The sequence below is a fragment of the Lysobacter sp. BMK333-48F3 genome (assembly GCF_019733395.1).
Lineage (GTDB): Bacteria > Pseudomonadota > Gammaproteobacteria > Xanthomonadales > Xanthomonadaceae > Lysobacter.
In genome coordinates this window covers 2,751,819-2,774,407 of the sequence record NZ_JAIHOO010000001.1, presented here as the reverse complement: position 1 = coordinate 2,774,407, position 22,589 = coordinate 2,751,819, and the positions used below count along the sequence as shown (strand labels likewise).

Annotated in this window: 17 protein-coding genes and 1 pseudogene; 6 read left to right on the top strand and 12 right to left on the bottom strand. The window is 70.0% G+C overall.

Annotated features, from left to right (window positions below):
• Window positions 1-162: 162 nt before the first annotated feature.
• The 8 genes and pseudogenes from K4L06_RS11750 to sufT form a co-directional block, all read right to left on the bottom strand.
• Window positions 163-2,199, bottom strand: coding sequence for a proprotein convertase P-domain-containing protein (locus K4L06_RS11750; protein ID WP_221671558.1), 2,037 nt, complete (start codon window positions 2,197-2,199; stop codon window positions 163-165).
• 276 nt (window positions 2,200-2,475) lie between these two features.
• A complete protein-coding gene (locus K4L06_RS22790; protein WP_343225819.1) occupies window positions 2,476-3,105 on the bottom strand; it encodes a proprotein convertase P-domain-containing protein in 630 nt (209 codons plus the stop codon).
• Window positions 3,091-4,395: pseudogene (locus K4L06_RS11745) on the bottom strand (M12 family metallo-peptidase); the annotation flags it as partial. The pseudogene K4L06_RS11745 and the gene K4L06_RS22790, both read right to left, overlap by 15 nt.
• Before the next feature lie 388 nt (window positions 4,396-4,783).
• Window positions 4,784-5,281, bottom strand: a complete 498-nt coding sequence (locus K4L06_RS11740) for a hypothetical protein (RefSeq protein ID WP_221671556.1) — start codon at window positions 5,279-5,281, stop codon at window positions 4,784-4,786.
• A 275-nt stretch (window positions 5,282-5,556) separates the two neighbouring features.
• Entirely contained in the window at window positions 5,557-7,332 is a 1,776-nt protein-coding gene (locus tag K4L06_RS11735) for a S8 family serine peptidase (protein ID WP_221671555.1), read from the bottom strand.
• Between the two features lie 517 nt (window positions 7,333-7,849).
• Complete coding sequence (locus tag K4L06_RS11730) at window positions 7,850-9,625, bottom strand: S8 family serine peptidase (protein ID WP_221671554.1); 1,776 nt, start codon at window positions 9,623-9,625, stop codon at window positions 7,850-7,852.
• A gap of 508 nt (window positions 9,626-10,133) precedes the next feature.
• On the bottom strand, window positions 10,134-11,921 hold the full coding sequence (locus K4L06_RS11725; protein ID WP_221671553.1) for a S8 family serine peptidase: 1,788 nt from the start codon (window positions 11,919-11,921) through the stop codon (window positions 10,134-10,136).
• Between the two features lie 385 nt (window positions 11,922-12,306).
• Window positions 12,307-12,858, bottom strand: coding sequence for a putative Fe-S cluster assembly protein SufT (gene sufT / locus K4L06_RS11720; RefSeq protein WP_064750028.1), 552 nt, complete (start codon window positions 12,856-12,858; stop codon window positions 12,307-12,309).
• Between the two features lie 113 nt (window positions 12,859-12,971).
• Here sufT and K4L06_RS11715 point away from each other — a divergent pair, with 113 nt between their 5' ends.
• Entirely contained in the window at window positions 12,972-13,412 is a 441-nt protein-coding gene (locus K4L06_RS11715; protein WP_343225755.1) for a hypothetical protein, read from the top strand.
• A gap of 674 nt (window positions 13,413-14,086) precedes the next feature.
• On the opposite strand, the gene K4L06_RS11710 is transcribed toward K4L06_RS11715, so the two are convergent.
• Window positions 14,087-15,532 (bottom strand): PLP-dependent aminotransferase family protein, encoded by a 1,446-nt coding sequence (locus K4L06_RS11710; protein WP_221671552.1) that lies wholly within the window; start codon window positions 15,530-15,532, stop codon window positions 14,087-14,089.
• Between the two features lie 285 nt (window positions 15,533-15,817).
• Between K4L06_RS11710 and K4L06_RS11705 the strand changes: the two genes are divergently transcribed.
• Entirely contained in the window at window positions 15,818-16,684 is an 867-nt protein-coding gene (locus K4L06_RS11705) for an AraC family transcriptional regulator (RefSeq protein ID WP_221671551.1), read from the top strand.
• A 101-nt stretch (window positions 16,685-16,785) separates the two neighbouring features.
• Window positions 16,786-17,292 (top strand): hypothetical protein, encoded by a 507-nt coding sequence (locus tag K4L06_RS11700; protein ID WP_221671550.1) that lies wholly within the window; start codon window positions 16,786-16,788, stop codon window positions 17,290-17,292.
• Between the two features lie 177 nt (window positions 17,293-17,469).
• Here the strand turns inward: K4L06_RS11700 and K4L06_RS11695 are convergent, their stop codons facing one another.
• Window positions 17,470-18,903 (bottom strand): NAD(P)(+) transhydrogenase (Re/Si-specific) subunit beta, encoded by a 1,434-nt coding sequence (locus K4L06_RS11695; RefSeq protein ID WP_221671549.1) that lies wholly within the window; start codon window positions 18,901-18,903, stop codon window positions 17,470-17,472.
• Complete coding sequence (locus tag K4L06_RS11690) at window positions 18,900-19,196, bottom strand: NAD(P) transhydrogenase subunit alpha (protein WP_221671548.1); 297 nt, start codon at window positions 19,194-19,196, stop codon at window positions 18,900-18,902. The genes K4L06_RS11695 and K4L06_RS11690 overlap by 4 nt, the downstream gene beginning before the upstream one ends.
• A gap of 224 nt (window positions 19,197-19,420) precedes the next feature.
• Between K4L06_RS11690 and K4L06_RS11685 the strand changes: the two genes are divergently transcribed.
• From K4L06_RS11685 to K4L06_RS11675, 3 genes are read left to right on the top strand one after another with little or no spacing between them, the layout of a single operon-like run.
• The gene (locus K4L06_RS11685) at window positions 19,421-20,077 is read left to right on the top strand and encodes an RNA polymerase sigma factor (RefSeq protein ID WP_221671547.1); all 657 of its coding nucleotides are present in this window, start codon (window positions 19,421-19,423) and stop codon (window positions 20,075-20,077) included.
• On the top strand, window positions 20,074-20,496 hold the full coding sequence (locus K4L06_RS11680; protein ID WP_255595081.1) for a hypothetical protein: 423 nt from the start codon (window positions 20,074-20,076) through the stop codon (window positions 20,494-20,496). Before K4L06_RS11685 ends, K4L06_RS11680 begins: the two co-directional genes overlap by 4 nt.
• Before the next feature lie 6 nt (window positions 20,497-20,502).
• Window positions 20,503-20,961 (top strand): DUF3106 domain-containing protein, encoded by a 459-nt coding sequence (locus tag K4L06_RS11675; protein WP_221671546.1) that lies wholly within the window; start codon window positions 20,503-20,505, stop codon window positions 20,959-20,961.
• 365 nt (window positions 20,962-21,326) lie between these two features.
• Here the strand turns inward: K4L06_RS11675 and K4L06_RS11670 are convergent, their stop codons facing one another.
• Window positions 21,327-22,442, bottom strand: a complete 1,116-nt coding sequence (locus K4L06_RS11670; RefSeq protein ID WP_221671545.1) for an NAD(P) transhydrogenase subunit alpha — start codon at window positions 22,440-22,442, stop codon at window positions 21,327-21,329.
• Window positions 22,443-22,589: the final 147 nt, after the last annotated feature.

Below are 22,589 nucleotides of genomic sequence, written 5' to 3'. Positions count from 1 at the left end.
CTTTTGCCGTGGAATTTCACCGGTTTTTCGCCGCGCTCGATTGAATTTTCCGGCCGCCTTCCGCGCCGTTCGCCCCTGCAACGTCGCGCGTCGTCCGGAAAAAAAAGCCCCCGGCGTTGCCGGGGGCTGAGTCGCGTAGCGCGCTGGGCGGTCGCGGTTGGATCAGAAGGTGACGCTCCAGGTGTCGATCTTGCCGACGTCCTGGGCGGCGCGGTCGGCGACGCGCAGCTTCCAGGTGCCGTTGAGCGGCTCGCTCGACAGGTTCTTGGTGAAGGTGCCGGTGACGTTGTCGGCGCTGCCGCCGCTGCGGTTGTGCAGGTTGTACACCGAGCCGTCCGGCGCGATCAGGTCGACGATCAGGTCGCCCTTGTACGGATGGACGATGTTGACCGAGATCTGCGCATTGCTCGGCGCGTTGCCGCTGCGACCGGACACCGCGATGCTGCTGCTGACGCCGGTGGCGTTGTTGTCCGGGATGCTGACGTCGGTGCCGTTGGTGTAGGTCTGCACGCCGCTGGCACTGACCGTGACCGAGGCGGTCTTGCTGTGGGTGGCGCCGTCGTCGTCGGTGACCGTCAACACCACGCTGTAGGTGCCGGCCGCGGCGTAGGTCTTGCTCGGGCTGGTCGCGGTCGAGCTGGTGCCGTCGCCGAAGTTCCAGCTGCGCGAGACGATGCTGCCGTCGCTGTCGCTCGAGCTATCGGTGAACGCCACCGTCAGGCCGCTGGCCGACGAGCTGAAGTTCGCCACCGGCGGGTTGTTGCCGCCCGGCGCGCCGGAATCCAGGCCGTCGACGAACTGCGCGCCGCTGCCGGACGTGTCGAGCCAATCGCTGAGGCGGGTGGCGGCGGAGCCGCCGCCGGTCCAGGAGGTGAAGATGCGGCCGTAGTAGTCCGCCTTCTGTTCCTGCGGAACGCTGCAGCCGGACGGACCGCCATGCAACTGACCGATCACGCGCTTGTCCGGGCTGTACAGCGGCGAGCCCGACGAACCCGGCTCGGTCACGCCGCGGTTGACGCCCCACTTCACGAACAGATGGCTGCCGTTGGCGACGGTCGGCGGGTTGTAGTCGGCGCCGCCGTAGTTGGTCAGGCGCGAGGCGCTGTCGGAGAAGCTGATGCGCTTGTCGGCGACATTGGGATGGTGGATCGCGATCGAGCTCGGGTAGTTCTGGTCGCGGCGGTCCCAGCCGGCCCAATACAGGTTGTAAGCCGGATTGGCGGCAGTGCTGAGCTCAAGCAGGGTGAAGTCGGAGGCGGCATTGGTCGCGCGCAGGGTGGCGCCAGTCTGCGATTGCGCCAGCGAACCGTCGCCGTTGGCGCCGCTGGCGGCCGAACCGGGCGCGCGGCAGGTGGAGTTCTGGTAGTTCCAGTAGACCACCATCGAATTGTTGACCGATGCGCTGGTCATGCCGCAATGGTTCGCGGTCAGGAAGTACATCTTCTTGTCGTTGGCGGTGTTGTTGACCAACGATCCGGTGCACCACATGGTGCCCTGCTTGGAATAGGCCGCAACCGAACGGATGATGTCGCGGTAGCCGTTGCCTTCCGGGCAGACCACGTCGATGTTGCAGCTGCCGGACGTCGCGGTCGGCACCGCGTCGAGCGCGGCGCGGCGGGCGAGCTTGCCGAAGCCGACGTAATCGTGGTTGACCTTGGCCAGGTGCAGCTTGAGCTGGCCGGCCTTGGCCTTGGGCACCACCACTTCGATCACCGCCTCGTCGCCGAGCACGACCGGCGTCCACAGTTCGCCGAAGGCGTTGTTGTCGGCGGCGCTGAAGCTGCGCACGCGGCCGGTGGCCGCGCCGGGCGTCTGGTCGGCCGGATAGATCAGCATGCGCGCGCCTTCCGGCAGGCGGAAGCGGTCGAAATGGAAGTTCAGCGATTGCGCGTCCTTGGACTCGACCCGGGTGCGCCATACCGCGGTGTCGGCATCCAGGTCTTCCCACAGGCCGCTGTTGAGCGTGTCGATGTCCACCGCGAGCGCGGTGGCGAAGCGCGGCACTTCGTTGCGCGCTTCGCGCTGGCGATCTTCGGCGCGCAGCTTGGCCACGTCCACGGCCGGCATGCTGCGCACGCCGATGCGGTCGATGCGGGTCAGGCCGGCGTGGTCGAAGGCGGCCGGACGCTGGTTCGGCCCGGCCAGCGCCGTTCCGATCGAAATTGCGAGCAAGCCTAGGGTGAGGGTCATGCGTTTCATGTCTGTCTCCGTCCGTTGGGATGTCAGGCGATGGTGGCGATGAGGCGATGACTGCGGCCGCGCGGTCCCGCGGCTTGGCGGTTCCGGCGGCGTGCGACGAGCCCGCGCCGTCGCGCCCGGCCGAGGCGGGCCGGACGCGACGCCGTGGGCGACGGCCCGCGTCCGGGCCGTAGTCCTGCCGCCGCGCCGTCGAACACGGCGCGGCGACGATGCGCTCCCCTAAGCGCGCTCGAACGCGTCCGCCGTTGCGGCGGACGTCGTCCGAAAGGTGAAGCTTCAGAAGGTGACGCTCCAGGTGTCGATCTTGCCGACGTCCTGGGCGGCGCGGTCGGCGGCGCGCAGCTTCCAGGTGCCGTTGAGCGGTTCGCTCGACAGGTTCTTGGTGAAGGTGCCGGTGACGTTGTCGGCGCTGCCGCCGCTGCGGTTGTGCAGGTTGTACACCGAGCCGTCCGGCGCGATCAGGTCGACGATCAGGTCGCCCTTGTACGGGTGGACGATGTTGACCGAGATCTGCGCATTGCTCGGCGCGTTGCCGCTGCGACCGGACACCGCGATGCTGCTGCTGACGCCGGTGGCGTTGTTGTCCGGGATGCTGACGTCGGTGCCGTTGGTGTAGGTTTGCACGCCGCTGGCGCTGACCGTGACCGAGGCGGTCTTGCTGTGGGTAGCGCCGTCGTCGTCGGTGACCGTCAACACCACGCTGTAGGTGCCGGCCGCGGCGTAAGTCTTGCTCGGGCTGGTCGCGGTCGAGCTGGTGCCGTCGCCGAAGTTCCAGCTGCGCGAGACGATGCTGCCGTCGCTGTCGGTCGAGCTGTCGGTAAACGCCACCGTCAGGCCGCTGGCCGAGGAGCTGAAGTTGGCCACCGGCGCGGTATTGCCGCCCGGCGCGCCGCGGAACGCGGCCATCGTCGCCTTGGTCTGCACCAGCACGCGCTGGTTGTGGTTGCGGTCGGTGGTGCCCATCGCCACGCCGTTGTAGGTCACGTCCGGGTTCGACCAGTAGTTCAGGCGCGGGCAGCCGCCGCTGCAGTTGTAGGCCATGATCGTGCGCCACTTGCTGCCGCTGGCGGGCTCGTAACGGTATCCGTGGCCGTAGGCATAGGGCGTGTTGGTCGGGTCGGCGGCGGGATCGTGGCGGGCCGACAGCAGGTGGCCGATCTCGTGGGCGAAGCTGTAGTAACCGGTGGCGCAGTCGTAATGGACGGTGGCGAAGGCGGTGTCGGCGGTCGAGCCGATCGAATGGGCCAGGCCGCAGTTGCCGCCATCGTTGATCACCAGCACGTTGACGTCGGCGGCGTTGGCGTCGCGGCTGGCGTGGATGTCGTCCATGTAGCCGTCGTTGGGGTCGGCGAAGCGCTCTTCGTCGGTGAAGTGGCCGTCGCCGGCCGAGGTGTACTCGACGGTGCGGTAGTTGGCCAATTCGAGCTGGATGCCGACGTTGGAGTTGGCGTAGCCCTGGTTGCTTTCGGCCACGGCCAGTTCGACCAGGGCCTGCATGTCGCCGCCGTAAGCGGTGACGGCCTGGTTGGTCGCGACGACCTGCACGCGGATGGTCGCGGTCGCGCCCGGGTCGACCGCGGCCGCGCCGATGCCGCCGGAGGCGCTGCGCGCGGCCGGCGCGGCGTCCATCGCGATCTGCGGCAGGTCCGAATCGAGGAAGCCGCGCGGATGGTCCGGCGGCATGCGGCTTTCGTCCACCTCGACCACCGCATGGCTGCCGTCGGCGAGCGGGCGGATCCGGTACAACTGGCCGTCGATGCGCACGTTGCCGGTGACGCCGTTGCCGCGCCGCACCAGGGCGACCGAGTTGCGTTCGTCGTGGCGTACTTCGCGCGCGTCGCGCGCCGCGGCCTTGGCGGTCTCGCGCACGTGGCCCAGCCACACCGTGCTGCCGCGACCGGTGTCGCGGGCCTGGTCGAGCACCGCATTGACCCGGTGCGCGCCGAGTTGCAGCTCGATCTCGCGGGTCGCGGTGCTGACCACGGCGGCGTTGGCGCGCTTGAGCTGCATCGCCGCGGTGGCCGGCGCGGCGGCCAGGCCCTGGGCGCGGGTCAGGCCGGCGCGCGGCGTCGGCGCGTCGCCGACGAACAAGGGCTGGGCGGCGAACGCCGGCGCGGCGGCCAGGGCGGCGGCCAGCGCGGTCAGGCGGACGGCGAAAACGGCGCGCGAGGCGCGACGCGGAGAACGAGTGGACATTGGTGTAACCCCCGATGGATGAAGGCCGCGATGGCGGCCGAAGCGGCGAACGCCGGCGCGTCGGCGACGCTCGCTGCGAGCTCGCGTCGTCGTGTCCGGTCGATGGCGGCGCGAGTTCGTCGTCTCGGCCGCGATACGACGCTAGCGGCTGCGCGAATCTCCAGGCAACGGCGTTCGCCGCGATTGATGCGGCGCGTTCGTGACTGTGGTCATGCATCGGAAAACTGCTGCGGCAGGCGACGAACGCGCCATCTCGCAGCGGCTTTTTTCGTGCGATTACGCGGGATTTTTCGCCGATTCCTTGCGTCGTCCAGACAACGAAAAAACCCCGGCCGGAGCCGGGGTTTTTTGAGATCTCCAACCCGCTCGGTCGCGGGCTGCGGCGCGACTATTTGTCGCTCTTCTCGATCACTTCCGGATTGCGCACGTCGGGCCCCTGAATGGCCGGGCCGCGGATGATCGGATCCAGCGCGATGTGATTGTCGGGTTCGATGAACTGCACGTCCGGGTCGGCCGCGAACGCCTGCATCAGGCGCCGCGCGCCCTCGGCGTCGAGCGCGGGCTCGACCGCGAACACATCGGCGTTGATGCCCATGCGATGTTTCCAGGTCAGCTTCAGCGCCTTGCCGGGCACCGCGCCCGCCGTGCGGTTCAGCCGCGCCTGCACCAGACCCTGCTGTTTCAGCGGCGCGCTGCTGTCGCGGTACTTGACGATGAATTGGCCGAACGGGCCGGCGCCGACCGGCGCGCCGACCTGGGCCGGCGCGCGCTCGGCGGGCGCGGCGTTGGAGGGCGGAGGCGTTCCGGCGGCCATGCAGGCGCTTACCGCGAACGCGCTGAACAGGGCCGTGGCCGCCGGCCACGGCGCGCGGGAGGAAATCGACATACGGGCGTCTCCTGAGGCGAATGAGTCGGGCGATTCATGACAACGCACCAAGCGGGCGAACGGGGTCGGCGGCCGGAGGATGGCGATACGGACCATCGACTCGATGGCGCCAACGATCTAAGAACCCTGCGCCCCAACCGCGGCTGAAGCGCCCGGGATCGCGGCCTCAGCTTAACCGAGCGCGCGGTCGATACGGCGCAAAGACAAACCCCGGCCGAAGCCGGGGTTTGGATCGCGCCGCTGTCCAGGCAGCGGCGCGGTTCGGGCGGTGCCGCTTAGAACGTGATGCTCCAGGTATCGATGCGGCCGACGTCGCCGCCGGCGTTGTCGTTCACGCGTAGCTTCCAGGTGCCGTTCAGCGCTTCGGTCGACAGGTTCTTGGTGAAGGTGCCGATGACGTTGTCGGTCGAGGAGCCGGTGCGGTTGTGGATGTTGTACAGCGAGCCGTCCGGCGCGACCAGGTCCACCTTCAGGTCGCCCTTGTAGGTGTGGTAGATCGTCACCGAGATGCTGGCGGTGCTCGGCGCGTTGCCGCTGCGGCCGGACACGGCGATCGAGCTCTCCACCGTGGCGTTGTCGCGGATGCTGACGTCGGTGCCGTTGGTGTAGGTCTGGGTGCCGCCGCCCGGGGTGCCGCCGCGCACCGCGTCGACCGCGGCCTTGGCGTTGATGATGCCCGAACCGCAACCGCCCGAGCAGGCGCCCGGCAGCGCGCGCGCGGTGCTCTTGAGGATGCTCTCGATCTCGGCCGGGGTCTTCGGCGTGGTCGCCGCCGACTGCATCAGCGCGACCACGCCGGCCACGTGCGGCGAGGCCATCGAGGTGCCGCTCATGTACACGTACTGCTCGGCGCCCTGGGTGGTGGTGCCGCCGTTGTGGGTCGAGGCGATCTGGTCGCCCGGCGCCGAGACGTCGATGCCGGTGCCGTAGTTGGAGTAGCTGGCCTTGGCGCCGGCCGAGGTGGTCGCGGCGACCGCGATCACGTTGGCACAGTTGGCCGGGGTCGAGGTCGAGACGTTGGCGCTTTCGTTGCCGGCGGCCACCACCACGGTGGTGCCGCGGCCGACCGCGCCGTTGATCGCGTTCTGGTAGCTGCTCGGGCAAGCGCCGCCGCCACCGAGGCTGAGGTTGATGACCTCGGCCGGGTTGGCGTTGGCCGGCACGCCGGAGACGGTGCCGCCGGAGGCCCACACGATCGCGTCGGAGATGTCGGAGTCGTAGCCGCCGCAGCGGCCGAGCACGCGCACCGGAACGACCTTGGCGTTGAACGCGGTGCCGGCGACGCCCTTGGCGTTGTTGGTCACCGCGGCGACGGTGCCGGCGACGTGGGTGCCGTGCCAGCTGGAATCGCTGGCGCCGACGTCGTAGCCCGGCTGGTCGCACTCGGTCTCGTTGTTCCAGTCGCCTTCGTCGTTCGGGTTGGAGTCGCGGCCGTTGCCGTCGCGCGAGACGAAGGTGTCGGTGATGAAGTCGTAGCCCGGCAGGATGTTGGCGTTCAGATCGGTGTGCGGGGTGATGCCGGTGTCGAGCACCGCGACCACCGCGCCGGTGCCGGTGGCGACGTCCCAGGCCTGGTCGGCGCGGATGCCGCCGTTGGCGCCGTTGAAGCCGTACTGGACGCCGTAGTGGGTGTCGTTCGGGGTCAGCAGGCGGTGGCGGCGCACGTCGACTTCGACGAAGTCCACGTTCGGGTCGGCGGCGATCTGGCGCATCAGCGATTCGGCTTCGGCGCGGTCCAGGGCGCGGTCGGCGCGGACCACGTCGGCGCCGATCGCGGTGCGGCGCAGGTGCTTGAGGCCCAGCGCGGCGCCCTTGGCCTTGGCGCCGGAGGCGCTGGCGGCGGTGCTCAGCGCGCGCTGCACGTTGGCGGTGCTGCTGCGCTCGACGCTGCCGTCGCGGTACTTGACGATGAAACGGTCGAACTTGGCGGCGGTCTGCAGGCCGCTGAGGTTGACGCGCTCGGCAGCGAAGGCCGAGCCGGCGGCGGTCGACGCCAGCACCAGGGCGGTGGCGGCGGCGAGGACATGGATGCGGTTGGAACGGACGGACATCTGAGGAAACCCCCGAACAGGAAAGCCGCGATCGCGGCGGGTGACGTCCGGTGAGCCGGCGGCGACGACGAGGAGCCGCGGCGCCCGGACTGATCGCGGACGCGCCCCTCATCGGCCGTTGCCGATGCGCATCCACGATTCACGCTAACGATTGCAGCGATGGGTCGGCAAGATGGCGGCGGCGCGATTTCGCCTGTTCAAGGGTGAGGTCAATCACGCATTCGGAATGTGCCCGTCACAACGCAAATGACTCCAATCCCCCTACCCCGCCGGGCAAAATGCGGCATACGTCGAATATCTTGGCGTCGTTCGCAACATGATCTGCGAACCCGACCGAGAGTGCCGCGGCAGCCTCCGGAGTCCGGCAGGTCGCAAGTCCCGACGCCATTCGATAGGCGATGCATATCGAAACCGACCGAGGCCGCCGGCACGCCGCGCATCGGCGCCGCAAACGCGAACCCCGGCCGCAGCCGGGGTTCGCGGGCGAGGCATGCGGCCGTCCCTGGCCGCGCAGCGATCAGAAGGTGACGCTCCAGGTGTCGATGCGGCCGGTGTCCTGCGCCGCGTTGTCGTTGACCCGCAGCTTCCAGGTGCCGTTGAGCGGTTCGCTCGACAGGTTCACGGTGTAGGTGCCGATGACGTTGTCGGTCGAGGAACCGGTGCGGTTGTGCAGGTTGTAGATCGAGCCGTCCGGAGCGACCAGGTCAACCTTCAGGTCGCCCTTGTAGGTGTGGTAGATGGTCACCGACACCGAGGCGTTGCTCGGCGCGTTGCCGGTCCGGCCGGACACCGCGATCGGGCTGTCGACGGTGGCGTTGTCGTTGATCGTGTAGTCGGTGCCGTTGGTGTAGGTCTGCGCGCCCGGGGTACCGCCGCCGCCGAGCGAATCCAGCGCCGCCTTGGCGTTGACGATGCCCACGCCGATCGGCTGGTCCGGGGTCTGCGGGAACGGCCGCGCGGTGTTCTTGAGGATGGTCTCGATCTGCGCCGGGGTCTTCGGCGTGGCCGAGGCGGCCTGCAGCAGCGCGACCACGCCGGCGACGTGCGGCGTCGCCATCGAGGTGCCGCCGTAGGAGGCGTAGCTTTCCGCGCCCGGGGTGGTGCTGCCGGCGTTGAGCGTGGACAGGATGTTCGAGCCCGGCGCGGCGATGTCGACCACGCTGCCGTAGTTCGACTTCTGCGTGCTGCTCCACACCGAGCGCGCGCCGGCGCTGTCGACCGCACCGACCGTGATCACGCTGTTGCAGTTGGCCGGACGCGCATTGGAGGCGTTGCCGTTGTTGTTGCCGGCGGCGACGACCACGGTGGTGCCGCGCGAAACGGCGCCGTCGATCGCGGCCTGGTAGGTCGAACCGCAGGTGCCGCTGCCGCCCAGGCTCATGTTGATCACTTCGGCCGGGTTGGCATTGGCCGGCACGCCGGACACGCTGCCGCCGGAGGCCCAGGTGATGGCATCGGCGATGTCGGCCAGCGAGCCGCCGCACTTGGCCAGCACGCGCACGGGCACGACCTTGGCGTTGTAGGCGGTGCCGGCCACGCCCTTGGCGTTGTTGGTCACCGCCGCGACGGTGCCGGCGACGTGGGTGCCGTGCCAGCTCGACGGGCTGTCGTAGGTGCGGCCGCATTCGCCGGCGTTGAACCAGTCGCCTTCGTCGGCCGGGTTGGAATCGCGGCCGTTGCCGTCGCGCGCGGCGGTGGCGTCGCTGACGAAGTCGTAGCCGGGCAGGATGTTGGCGTTGAGGTCGCTGTGGCTGGTGATGCCGGTATCGATCACCGCCACGACTACGCCGGTGCCGGTGCTGATGTCCCAGGCGGTGGTGGCGTTGATGCCGGCGTCGGCGTCGGTGTAGCCCCACTGCTCGCCGAAGCGGGTGTCGTTCGGGGTACCCAGCGGATACATGCGCGCGTTCGGCTCGACGTACTCGACGTTCGGATCGGCGGCGATCTGGCGCATCAGCGCCTCGGCCTCGACGCGGTCGAGCTTGCGTCCGGCGCGGACCAGGTCCGAACCCAGCGCGGTGCGGCGCAGGTGCTTCAGGCCGAGCGCCTTGCCCTTGCCGGAGAATCCGGTCGCGGCGGTGCTCAACGCGCCCTGCAGGCTCGCCGCGCTGCTGCGCTGGGCGCTGCCGTCGCGGTACTTGACGATGAATTCGTCCTGGGTCTCGTTGGCCAGCGCGGCCAGGTTGATGCGTTCGGCGGCGAACGCCGAGCCGGCGGCGGTGGAGCCGAGCACCAGGGCGGTGGCGGCGGCCAGGGCGTGAATGCGGTTGCTACGACGGGTACGAACGGACATCTGAACTAACCCCCGAAACAGGAAAGCCGCGGTCGCGGCGAATGTCGTCCGGTGCGTCGGCGGCCCCTGCGGTACGCAGCGCCCGGACTGGTCGTGAACGCCCTAGCGGCCGGGGCCGATACGCGTCCTCGATTCACGCTAACGATTGCGCGGCGATGTCAGCAAGACGTCGTGCCGGCAACTTTGCCCGTTCAAAGGTGAAATCAATCACGCATTGAGAAGTGTCTTTGCGCGTCCTGCGTTCAACGCAAATGGCCAAAAACCCCCTACCCCGGCCGAAATATGCGATGAATTTCATGAATTCAGGCTGAGTTCGCCGCTCCGTCGGCACCCGCGCTCCGATAGACCGTACTCGTCGCTGCGATACCGTATCGACGCGGATAGCGAGCTTTACTCATAGCTTTCGTTTATCGAAAACAGGAGCAACGCGCACCGGGCAGCGAACCCCGGCCGCAGCCGGGGTCCGCGGAACGAAGGGCGCGGCCGCTCTCCCGGCCGCGCCACGCGGTCAGAACTTGATGCTCCAGCTGTCGATCCGGCCGGTGTCGTTGACCCAGTTGTCGTTGACCCGCAGTTTCCAGGTGCCGTTCAAGGCCTCGGTCGACAGATCGCGGGTGTAGGTGGCGATGACGTTGTCGCTGGCGTCGTTGCTGTTGTAGTTGAGCAGGTTGTAGACCGAGCCGTCGGGCGCGACCAGGTCGACCTTCAGATCGCCGCGGTAGGTGTGGTAGATCGTCACCGACACCGAAGCGTTGCTCGGCGCGTTGCCGGTCCGGCCGGACACCGCGATCGGGCTTTCGGTGGTGGCGTTGTCGTTGATCGCGTAGTCGGTGCCGTTGGTGTAGGTCTGCGCGCCCGGGGTCGTGCCGCCGCCGAGCGCGTCCAGCGCCGCCTTGGCATTGACGATGCCCGCGCCGATCGGCTGATCGGGCGTTTGCGGGAACGCGCGCACGCTGTTCTTCAACAGCGTTTCGATTTCCGCCGGCGTCTTCGGGGTGGCCGCCTTGGCCTGCAGCAACGCGACCACGCCGGCGACGTGCGGCGTCGCCATCGAAGTGCCGCCGTAGGAGGCGTAGCTCTCGGTGCTCGGCGTGGTGCTGCCGCTGTTGAGCGTGGACAGGATGTTCGAGCCCGGCGCGGCGACGTCGACGACGCTGCCGTAGTTGGATTTCTGGCTGCTGCTCCACACCGAACGCGCGCCGGCGCTGTCGACCGCGCCGACCGTGATCACGTTGCTGCAGCTGGCCGGCTGGTTGTTGGCGGCGTTGCCGTTGTTGTTGCCGGCGGCGACGACCACGGTGGTGCCGCGCGACACCGCGCCGTTGATCGCGCTCTGATAGGTCGAGCTGCAGCTGCCGCCGCCGCCCAGGCTCATGTTGATGACCTCGGCCGGATTGGCGTTGGCCGGCACGCCGGACACGCTGCCGCCGGAAGCCCAGGTGATCGCGTCGGCGATGTCGGCCAGGGTGCCGCCGCACTTGGCCAGCACGCGCACCGGCACGATCTTGGCGTTGTAGGCGGTGCCGGCGACGCCCTTGGCGTTGTTGGTCACCGCCGCGACGGTGCCGGCGACGTGGGTGCCGTGCCAGCTCGACGGGCTGTTGTAGTTGCGGCCGCACTCGCCGGCGTTGAACCAGTCGCCCTGGTCGGCCGGGTTGGAATCGCGGCCGTTGCCGTCGCGCGCGGCGGTGGCGTCGCTGACGAAGTCGTAGCCGGGCAGCACGTTGCCGTCGAGGTCGCTATGGCTGGTGATGCCGGTATCCAGCACCGCCACCACCACGCCGGTGCCGGTGCTGATGTCCCACGCGGCGGGCGCGTTGATGCCGGCGTCGGCGTCGGTGTAGCCCCACTGCTCGCCGTAGCGGGTGTCGTTCGGCGTCGCCAGCGGGTACATGCGCGCGTTCGGCTCGACGTACTCGACGTTCGGATCGGCGGCGATCTGGCGCATCAGCGCCGCGGCTTCGGCGCGATCGAGCTTGCGCCCGGCGCGGATCAGTTCCGAACCGGTGGCGATGCGGCGCAGATGCTTGAGGCCGAGCGCCTTGCCCTTGGCGGAGAATCCGGCCGACGCGGCGCTCAGCGAACGCTCCAGGCCGGCCGCGCTCGCGCGTTGCGCGCTGCCGTCGCGGTATTTGACGATGAACTCGTCCTGCACGTCTTCGCTCGCCGCGGACAGCGGCGCGGATTCGGCGGCGGACGCGGACCAGGCCGCGCAGGACAGCGCGGCGGCGGTGGCGATGACGAGCGCGCGCTTGCGCAAAACCTGCGAAGGCGCGGACGTGATGCGATTGGACATGATGGAAAACCCCCAAAGCGAATGCCGTCGATGCGGCGTAAGCGCGAAGGACTGTCGAACCGCGTGCCGTCCGCGACGAACTCGCGCCGTGCGTGCGGACTCGTCGGTCCGCGCGGCACACGCTACGAGCGCGCAGTCGGCGCTCACAAGGCACAAGAAAGGGGCTTATGCGGACATACCCGTGCGTCCGATCACGTATCGACACCATACGTAACGGCATTGCGACGCGACCGCGGCATGCGTCGTCAAAACTAATGTGCTTTGTTGTATCGACGCATGCGGTCGCGCCGTCGCTCGGACGGCGCGACGCGCGCGGCTTTCGCCGCGGCGCAATGGACTCGATCTAGCGCTGCGCGTTCGCGTCGTCTCGGACGACGCGGGCAGCTCAGAGCATGCCGGTTTCCAGGCGCGCGGCCTCGGACATCATGTTGCGATTCCACGGCGGATCGAACACCAGCTCGACATCGGCCTCGGCGACGGTCGGAATCATTTCCAGTTTGCTGCGCACGTCGTCGACCAGAATGTCGCCCATGCCGCAGGCCGGCGCGGTCAGGGTCATGCGCACCTCGACCGTGCGCTGGCCGTCGTCGCGATGCTTCACCGCCGCCTCGTAGACCAGGCCCAGCTCGACCACGTTGATCGGGATCTCCGGGTCGAAGCAGGTGCGCAGCTGCTGCCACACCAGGCGTTCGACCGCTTCGTCGTCGGCGCCCTCGGGCAGTTCCAGCGGTTCCGGCGGTTCCTTGCCGATCGCATCGGCGTCGCGGCCGTGGATGCGGAACAGATTGCCTTCGACGAACACCGTGTAGCTGCCGCCCAGGGCCTGGGTGATATAGCCCACGCTGCCGGCCGGCAGGGTCACCTGCTCGCCTTGGGGCACCATGACGACGGCGCAATCGCGCTCGAAACGGACGGGTTCGCTGCTGCGGGAGTACATGCCGGAAAGATGGGGACGCCGTGCCGCAGCACAAGAAGGCCTATTCTACCGACCCCGGCCGGCTATGCTGTAGGGCTTGCCCCGCCCACAGTGTTCCGCCGATGACCGTCGCCGTGCCGACCGCCCCCCGCATCCCCCGCCAGAACGAACGCCCGCAGCGCCGGACGACGCCGTTCTCGTGGCTGCTGCTGGTCCTGGGCACGGTCGGTTTCGCCGCGTTCTGGGTCCTGTTGGCGGTGGCCTGGGACCGTCAGTGCAGCTGGATGGCGGTGCTGGGCGCGCTGGACATCGCCTGGATGCTGCGCCTGGGCGCCTGGCGCCCCGGCCCGCGCCGCGCCGCCCTGGGCCTGACGGCGAGCGCGCTGATCGTGCTGATCGCCAACTGGGGCATCGCCGCGACCCAGTACGGCGGCATGCTCGGCTTCGACGCGCTGGAGTCCGCCACCCGGCTCGGCCCGAACTTCGCCTGGACCCTGTTCCAGCTGGCCAACACCGGCACCGACCTGATCTGGCTGGGCCTGGCCGCGGTGGTGGCGGTGGTGGCGTCGCGCTGAACCGGGCGCCGCCGACGGCCGCTAACGACCCAAGGCCGGAGCACCGCGGTCCCGGCTTGCGACCGCAGGAAATCCCTTTACGCCGCCGCTCCTACCCCTGAAGCGACAGCAGCGCCCACCGTTGCCGTTGCCGTTGCCGTTGCCGTTGCCGTTGCCGTGAAGAGCTTGGCGCGGGACCGAACTCGCGAGAAGACCTGCAGCCCCGGAGGGCGGCCCGCAGGGATGCGGGCCGTGCGCAGCCAGGCCAGGGATGGCCTGTGCGGAGCAGCCCCGCGCAGACTAAGTCCCATAGTGGCTTTTGATTCGAAACAGGAATGGCGTTTTCTTTGGTTACTTTCTTTGTCGCCTTGGACAAAGAAAGTGACCCGGCCGCATGCGGACGGAAGCTTTGCTTTTGAAGCCTTCGGACACAGACGCCGCGAGACCGCAGCAGCGCGGTCGCGGCTTACGCCGCTCCTACAGGGGCACAGGACAAAGACGCGGCGAACGGGCGAGATGGTGGTCGCGGCTTGTGACCGAAGGAAATCCCTGCGGGACGCCGCTCCTACAGGGGCGCAGGACAAAGACGCGGCGAGCGGGTCAGATGGCGATCGCGGCTTGTGACCGAAGGGATTCCCGGGGGACGCCGCCCCTACAAACGAGATCAGCACGCAGACTCGCACCGCCCTTGAGCCTCACTCAGGAAAGTCCATCTCCGCCAGGCAGGTGGCGAACAAGCGCGCGGCCTCCTCGATCTCGGCCACCGACAAGGCGCCGTAGCCCAACAGCAGCCCCGCCCGATCCGGCGGCTCGAAGTAATACGGCGCGATCGAATACAGACCCAGCCCGCGCCGCTGCGCCGCGGCGATGAACGCATCGCCCTGCGCCGCATCGCGCCCGCGCAGCCACACCAGCAAGTGCATGCCGGCATGCGAATCGTCGATGTCCAGGGCGTCGCCGCAGGAACGCCGCAAGGCCCCGAGCAGGGCGTCGCGACGCTGCTTGAGGGTCTTGGCGGTGCGGCGCAGATGGCGCTCGAAACCGCCGTCGGCGAGGAAATGCGCCAACGCCGCCTGCTCGATCGCCGGCGAGCCGAAATCGTCGACCCATTTGGCGCTGACGAAGTCGTCGCGCAGCCCCGGCGGGGCAACGATATAGCCCAACCGCAGCGACGGAAACAGCACCTTGGAGAAGGTGCCGGTGTAGATCACCCGGCGGCTGTCGTCGAGCCCGCACAAGGCCGCGTGCGGCTGCGCGTCGTAGCGGAACTCGCCGTCGTAATCGTCCTCGAAGATCCAGCAATCGTGGCGGCAGGCGTAGTCGAGCAGCGCGCGCCGCCGCGCCAACGACATCAGCGCGCCGGTCGGGAACTGGTGCGACGGGGTCACGCAGATCAACCGCGGCGGACGCTCGGGCAGCAGGTCGGTGCACAGGCCCTCGCGATCGACCGGCACCGGCACCAGCCGCGCGCCGTGGATCTGCAAGGCCTCGCGCACGGCGAAATACTGCGGTTCCTCGATCGCGACCTCGTCGCCTTCGTCGAGCAGCACGCGCGCGGTCAGGCTGACCGCCTGCTGGGTGCCGGTCACCACGATCACGTCCTCCGGCCGCGCCTGCACCCCGCGCCGCAACGACAGGTATTCGCACACCGCCGCGCGCAGCATCGGCAGGCCCTGCGCGGTGGGATAGTTCGGCGGGGTGTAGGCGGCGGCGTGCGACAGCGCGCGCGCCCAGGCCGAGGTCAGCAGCGGGTTGGTGAAGGGCACGCCGTACTGGAAGCTGTGCAACACCCCGGGCACGCCGCGGCCGGGCATCGCGGCGTGGTCGTGGTAGCGACGCAGGCGGCGGGCGTAGGCGCTTTGCGGCGGCACCCGTTGCGGCGGCTCGCTGCGCGGCTGCACCGGCGCGCCGGGCATGACCACGTAGCTGCCCGAGCCGACCCGGGCCTGCATGAAGCCCTCGGCGCGCAATTGTTCGTAGGCGGCCAGGACGGTGTTGCGCGACAGGTCCAACTGCTGCGCCAGCAACCGGCTCGGCGGGTAGCGCAGCCCGGCCGGCAGGCGGCCGCCGAGCACCGCGTCCTTGAGCGAGCGGACCAATTGGCCGTGCAGGGGCCCGCGACCGTCCAGCGGCAGGTACATGTGCGCGGCTCCGATTGGCCCCCCGCGGGCCGTCCAGGCATCCGATAGTGCCAAGCCATTGTCCCGCCGGCGAGACCGGCGCCGCGAGTCGGTCCGGCCCTGCACAAGCCCGGACCTGCCCGTCGCACCGGGCTTCGCGACCCGGGCGGCTGAATCGGCCCCTGCGCCGGTAACGGCAATTGGCTCCTTCCAGTTCCGGTCGATTGGCCCTCCAGCCGCGGCGGCCGGCTGGCTAGCGTAGGAGCCATCGCCGGGTCACCGCTGCGCCACCAGGACGAGGGACGCATGAACCTGCACCACCACCGGATCCACTTCGCCGAACACCTGGACCTGACCGCCGCGCGGCCGGGCCTGCACCTGATCCGCGCCTCCGGCCGCGCGGTGCAACTGGAACTGCCGGCCGGCTGGCTGTCGCTGTGGCTGCCGCTGCGCGGCCCGCTGCGCCTGGAGACCGCCGACAGCACCTGGGAGCTGGCGCCCGGGCATCTGCAGGTGTGGCGCGACGGCCGCCTGCGCAGCAGCGCGCGGGTGCCGTGCTGGTGGCTGTGCCTGTCCGGCCCGGAGGCCGCCTGGCGCCCGCACCTGCCGGCCCCGGCCGAGGGCGCGGCGCTGGAGCCGCTGCCCTGGGAAGGCGTCGCGCCGCGCGACGCCCAGCGCCTGCTGGTGCGGCTGGCGCGGCGGCTGCAGCCGGACGGCGAACGCAACGCCGGCGCGCTGCTGCGCACCCTGTGCGCGCTGCTGCTGGAGCAACAGCGCGAACTGCTCGCGCGCCTGCCGCGCTGCAGCGGCCGCACCCAGCGCCGGCGCCAGCAGACCCTGCTGCGACTGCTGCGGGTGCAACACCTGATCCGGCGCCATCCCGAGCTGCGCCTGGACCTGGGCCGGCTGGCGCGCTGCGCCAGCTACTCGCCCTGCCACCTGATCCGGATCTACCGCGAGGTGTTCGACGAGACCCCGACCGAGTTCGCCTCGCGGCTGCGCTCGGACCGGGCCTGGCGGATGGTCCGCGACACCCGCATGCCGGTGTGCGAGATCACCGAGGCGCTGGGCTTCGAGAGCCAGAGCGCGTTCTGCCGCGCGTTCAAGAATTCCTTCGGCCTGACCGCGACCCAGGCGCGGCGGCTGGAGCGCGCTACGGCACGGGTGGCCTGAGCCGCATTGACGACATCATGGGCGCCGCCGTATCCGCTGCGCCGCCGTCGACGCAGCTCCCCGGCCTTCGTCCGTCCGCCGCCCTCTCACCGAGCCTCGCCATGACCGACGTCTCCCGTTCGCCCCGTTCCGCTCCGCCGTCGCGCCTGCTCTTCTGGACCCTGGCCGGCGGCCTGATCGCCGCCACGCTCGACATCGTCTACGCCATTTCGTACTGGGGCCTGAGCGCGGGCGTGCCCGCGCAGCGCGTGCTGCACAGCGTCGCCTCGGGCCTGCTCGGCCGCGAGGCCGCGTTCGCCGGCGGCGCGCCGACCGCCGCGCTGGGGCTGTTCCTGCACTACTTCATCGCCCTGGTCATGGCCGCGGTCTACGCCGTCGCCGCGGTGCGCCTGGGCTGGATGCGCCGCCACCCCTGGATCGCCTCGACCCTGTACGGCCTGTGGCTGTTCGTGGCGATGAATTTCATCGTCGTGCCGCTGTCGCGCGCCGGCGGCAAGGGCCTGCCCGACGATGTGGTCTGGATCGTGCTCAGCGTGCTGGTGCACGTGATGTGCGTGGCCTGGCCGATCGCCTGGGCGGTGGGGCGGGGGCTGCGGAGCCGGAACTAGGAACTCGGAACCAGGAGAGAGTGGAGAGCAACGAGTAACGAGTTGCCGCTGCCGTTCCTCGCCCGCGCTGTCCAGCTTCCGTGTTCTTTGCCCGATACACAAAAAGAGTGGAGACGAACGGGAACGGGCGGCCACTCCGCCTGCTCGTTACTCGTTCCTCTCCACTCGTTCCCCGCCTCAGTGCCCGCCGTCCAGCGCCTTCAACTCCGATACCAGGGCGCTGGCCATCTCGGCGCCGTCGCCGTACAGCATGCGGGTGTTGTCGGCGTAGAACAGGGCGTTTTCGATGCCGGCGAAACCGGTGCCCTTGCCGCGCTTGATGACGATGGTGTTGCGCGAATTGACCACGTCCAGGATCGGCATGCCGTAGATCGGCGAGGCCGGATCGGTCTTGGCGACCGGATTGACCACGTCGTTGGCGCCGATCACCAGCGACACGTCGGTGGTGGCGAATTCGGGATTGATGTCGTCCATGTCGGCGATCAGGTCGTAGGGCACGCCGGCCTCGGCCAGCAGCACGTTCATGTGCCCGGGCATGCGTCCGGCGACCGGATGGATCGCGAATTTCACCTTGACCCCGCGCTCGGTCAGCTTCTGGGTCAGTTCCCAGATCTTGTGCTGGGCCTGCGCCACCGCCAGGCCGTAGCCGGGCACGATCACCACGCGTTCGGCGAAGGCCATCATCGCGGCCACGTCGCCGGCCTCGATCGGCTTCTGGGTGCCGCTGATTTCCTGCGCCTGGCCGCCGCCGCCGAAGTTGGAGAACAGCACGCCGCTGATCGGCCGGTTCATCGCCTTGGCCATCAACCGGGTCAGCAGCATGCCGGCCGCGCCGACCATGGTGCCGGCGATGATCAGGGCCTCGTTGCCGAGCACATAGCCTTCGAACGCCACCGCCAGGCCGGTGAAGGCGTTGTACAGCGAGATCACCACCGGCATGTCGGCGCCGCCGATCGGCAGGGTCATCAGCACGCCGAGGGCGAGCGCGACCACGAAGAAGGCGATGATGATCGGCACGTTGAGGGTCATGATCGCGGCCACGCCCAGCGCCACCATCGCCAGCGCGACCGCGGCGTTGAACACCTGCTGGCCGGGGAACACCACGCGCTTGTCGAGGCGGCCGTCGAGCTTGGCCCAGGCGATCACCGAACCCGACAGCGAGACCGCGCCGATCGCCGCGCCGACCACCGCCAGCACCAGGGCCACGGTCGGCGTCTGCATGTCGATCACGCCGCGCTCGATCTGCGCCTGCAAGGGGTCGGCCGGCAGCCGCCCGGCCAGGCGCAGCAGTTCGACCGCGCCGATCGCCGCCGCCGAACCGCCGCCCATGCCGTTGTACAGCGCGACCATCTGCGGCATGTCGGTGATCGCGACCTTCTTGCCCGAGACCCAGGCCAGGATCGTGCCGATGCCGAGCGCGAGCACGATCAGCCCCAGGTTGTGCAGCCCGGGCAGGAAGAAGGTCGCGACGGTGGCGATGACCATGCCCGCGCCGGCCCAACGGATGCCGCTGCGCGCGGTCACCGGCGAGGCCATGCGCTGCAGGCCCAGCAGGAACAAGGTGGCGGCGACGAGGTAGCTGGACTTGACCAGGATATCCAGCCCGCTCATGCGCCACCCGCCTTCTTGCTCGACTTGAACATCTCCAGCATGCGCTCGGTCACCACGTAGCCGCCGGCGGCGTTGCCGGCGCCGAGCAGCACGGCGATGAAGCCGATGGCTTTTTCCAGGGTGGTTTCGGCGTGGCCGAGGACGATGATCGCGCCGATCAGGACGATCCCGTGGATGAAGTTGGAACCCGACATCAGCGGGGTGTGCAGGATCACCGGCACCCGCGAGATGATCACGTGGCCGGCGATCGCGGCCAACATGAAGATATACAGCGCCACGAAACCGTCGTTCATCCGAACCTGTCCCCATGCGATGTCTTCCGCATCATAACCGGCCCTGAATACAGCGCCAGCCTCGTCAACCGACCGGCCGGCGGCGCGTTTCCGGTTCCGAATGTGATGCCCATTACGTCGCCCAGGATCCCGCGATGCCGACCCCACCCGCCGACCGCCGCGCCCGCCGTCCGCGCGCCGCCCGCTGAGGAGCCGCCCAGGTGCTGCAACCGCCAGGCGCCCGTATGCTGGAGCCCGTGAGCGTCGAAGCCGAACCGCTGCCGGAGTCCGTCCCGCCCCCGCCGCAGCGGCCCGAGGCCGACCCGCCCGAGGCCGACCCGCCCGGGACTGACCCGCATGGGATTGACCTGCATGGAGCCGCGGCCGCGCGCCCGCCGGCCAGCCTGGACGCGTTCCTGGCCGGGCTGAGCGCGCGCGCGTTCCGCTTCGCCGAACTCGGCCTGCGCCATCGCGAGGACGCGCTGGACGCGGTCCAGGACGCGATGATGAAGATGCTCGGCTACCGCGACCGCCCGCCGGGCGAATGGACGCCGTTGTTCTGGAGCATCCTGCGCAGCCGCATCGTCGACCTGCAGCGCCGGCGTACGTTCCGGCTGCGCTGGCTGGCCCCGGCCGCGCGCGAGGACGACACGCCGCTGGACTGGGCCGACGACGGCCCCGACCCGCAGCGCACCCACGACGGCCGCGAAGCCTATGCGCGCCTGTCGCAGGCCCTGGCCGCGCTGCCGCGGCGCCAGCGCGAGGCCTTCAGCCTGCGCGTGCTGGAAGAACTCGACGTCGCCACGACCGCGCGGGCGATGGGTTGCAGCGAAGGCGCGGTGAAGACCCATCTGTCGCGCGCGCGCGAAGCCCTGCAGCGGCAATTGGAGGAATGGCGATGAACCGCAGCACCCACACCGATACCACCGGTCCGGCGCCCGGCGCCGGCGACGAGCGCGACGCGCGTTTCGACGCGGCCATGCGCGCCCTGCACCGGCAGGCCCTGGAACAGGTCGAACCGGCCACCCGCGCCCGCCTGCGCTCGATCCGCAGCGAGGCCGCGCGCGCGCCGGTACGGCGCGGCGGCCTGCTCGGCTGGGCCCTGGCCAGCGGCGGCGTGGCCGCGGTCGCCCTGGCCCTGGGCCTGCAGTTCGCCGGCCCGGCGCCGCAGGCACCGCCCGCCGCCGCGCCGGCGCTGGCCGAACTGCCGTCGGCGGCCGGGTACGACGCCGACACCGCGGTCGCCGCGCTCGACGAAAATCCCGATCTTTATCTGTGGCTGGCGTCCAATGGCGACGTCCTGCCGAACCAGCCGGAGTAAGCCGCCATGCCCCGCCTCGCCTTTCTTCGCCGCGCCGGCCTGGTCCTCGCTGGCATCGCCCTGCTCGCCGCCGCGCCGGCCTTCGCCGCCGACCCGCCGGCCACGCCGCTGCCGGCCTGGGAGCAGTTGAGCCCGGCCCAGCGCGAGCAGCTGATCGCGCCGATGCGCGAACGCTGGAACAGCTCGCCGGAAGAGCGCCAGCGCATGCTCCAGCATGCCCGCCGCTGGCAGCAGATGAGTCCGGAGGAACGCCGCAACGCGCGCCAGGGGCTGAAGCACTGGGAACATCTGAACCCGGATCAGCGCAAGCAGATGCGCGCGCTGTACGCCAAGATGCGGGTCCTCGACGAGGCCGGCCGGCGCGCGCTGATGGACCAGTGGCGCGGCATGAGCGAGGAGCAGCGCCGCGCCTGGGTCAAGGCCAACCCGCCGCCGTGGCGCCGCGACGGCGCACCGCGCGAGTAGGCGCGAACAGCGGGCAGAGGCGCCCGCCGCGACAGAACCGCTGTTGTAGGAATGGCGTCAGCCGCGACAGCCGAAGCGACGAAACGCCCCAGCAATGCGTCGGCTGAAGAAAGCCGGGCCGCCCCGTGGCCCAGAAGCACGATGGTCTGGCGCATTCGGTCTTCGGCCGCAGCACTCGCGTACACCGCTGCGACGGTCGCGGCTCACGCCGCTCCTACAGGAACCGCCTCGCGCCTGCGGTTCCCCCCTTTGAAAAAGGGGGGTTAGGGGGGATTTGCCCTGGCTCTGCCGGCTCCACCGCCGCAGGCGGATGCGCAATCGCGGCTGACGCCGCCGCTACCCCTGGCAGCGCAAGCGTCCGCGACTCAGGCCGCGGCGGCGGCCGCGGCCGGCGGCTGCGGCCACACGGTCTTGGCCAGCAACTCGTCGTTCCAGTCGTAGTTCAGCGCGCCCTGGTCGACGAACAGGCTGACGAAGTTGAGCAGGTTGCGCGCGTACATCTCGCTGGCGTGGACCGCACCGCTGCTGGCCAGGTTGAGCGGGCCGGCGATGGCGACCCCGTCGGCGTCGATGGTCTCGCCGGGACGGGTCAGCTCGCAGTTGCCGCCGGTCTCGGCGGCCAGGTCGACCAGCACGCTGCCCGGCTTCATGCCGGCGATCATCGCCGCGGTGATGATCTTCGGCGCCGGCCGCCCGGGCACCGCCGCAGTGCAGACGATCACGTCGATGTTCTTCAGGTGTTCGCCCAGGCGGCGCTGCTGCTCGGCGCGCTCCTCGTCGGTGAGCTGGCGCGCGTAGCCGCCCTCGCCCGCCGCGCTGACGCCGAGGTCGAGGAATTTGCCGCCCAGCGATTCGATCTGCTCGCGCGTTTCCGGGCGCACGTCGAAGCCTTCGACCTGGGCACCCAGGCGCTTGGCGGTGGCCACCGCCTGCAGCCCGGCGACGCCGGCGCCGACGATCAGCACCCTGGACGGGCGGATGGTGCCGGCGGCGGTGGTCAGCATCGGGAAGAAGCGCGGCGCCAGTTGGCCGGCGATCAGCACCGCCTTGTAGCCGGCCATGCCGGCCTGCGAACTCAGCACGTCCATGGCCTGGGCGCGGGTGGTGCGCGGCAGGCGTTCGAGCGGGAAGGCCAGCAGCTTGCGCGCGACGATGGCCTCGCCGCGCGCGGCGTCGGCCTGCGGCGCGAGCAGCCCGACCACCGCGGCGCCTTCGCGCAGCGCGGCCAGCCGGCCCGGGTCGGGCGCCTGCACGCACAAGATCACGTCGGCCTCGCCCAGCGCCGCGGCCGCGTCGTCGGCCAGCTCCGCGCCGGCCTGGACATAGGCCTCGTCGGTGAAACTGGAGGCACGGCCTGCGCCGCGCTGGATCCGCACCCGCGCGCCGCGCGCGATCAGTTTCTTGCAGGTCTCCGGCGTCAGCGCCACGCGCTTCTCGCCGGTCGCGGTTTCGCTGGCAACGCCAATCGTGATGCCCGACATGCTTCGCTCCGTGCCCGGTTCGCCGCATCGTAGCGGATGCGGCCGGGCCCGCGCGATCCCGCCGGACGGACGGCGGCGCGGAAGCGGCAGGGAGTCACGGCTCAGCACATTGGAGCGAGGAAACAGCGCGGAGGAGTGAGGAGTGAG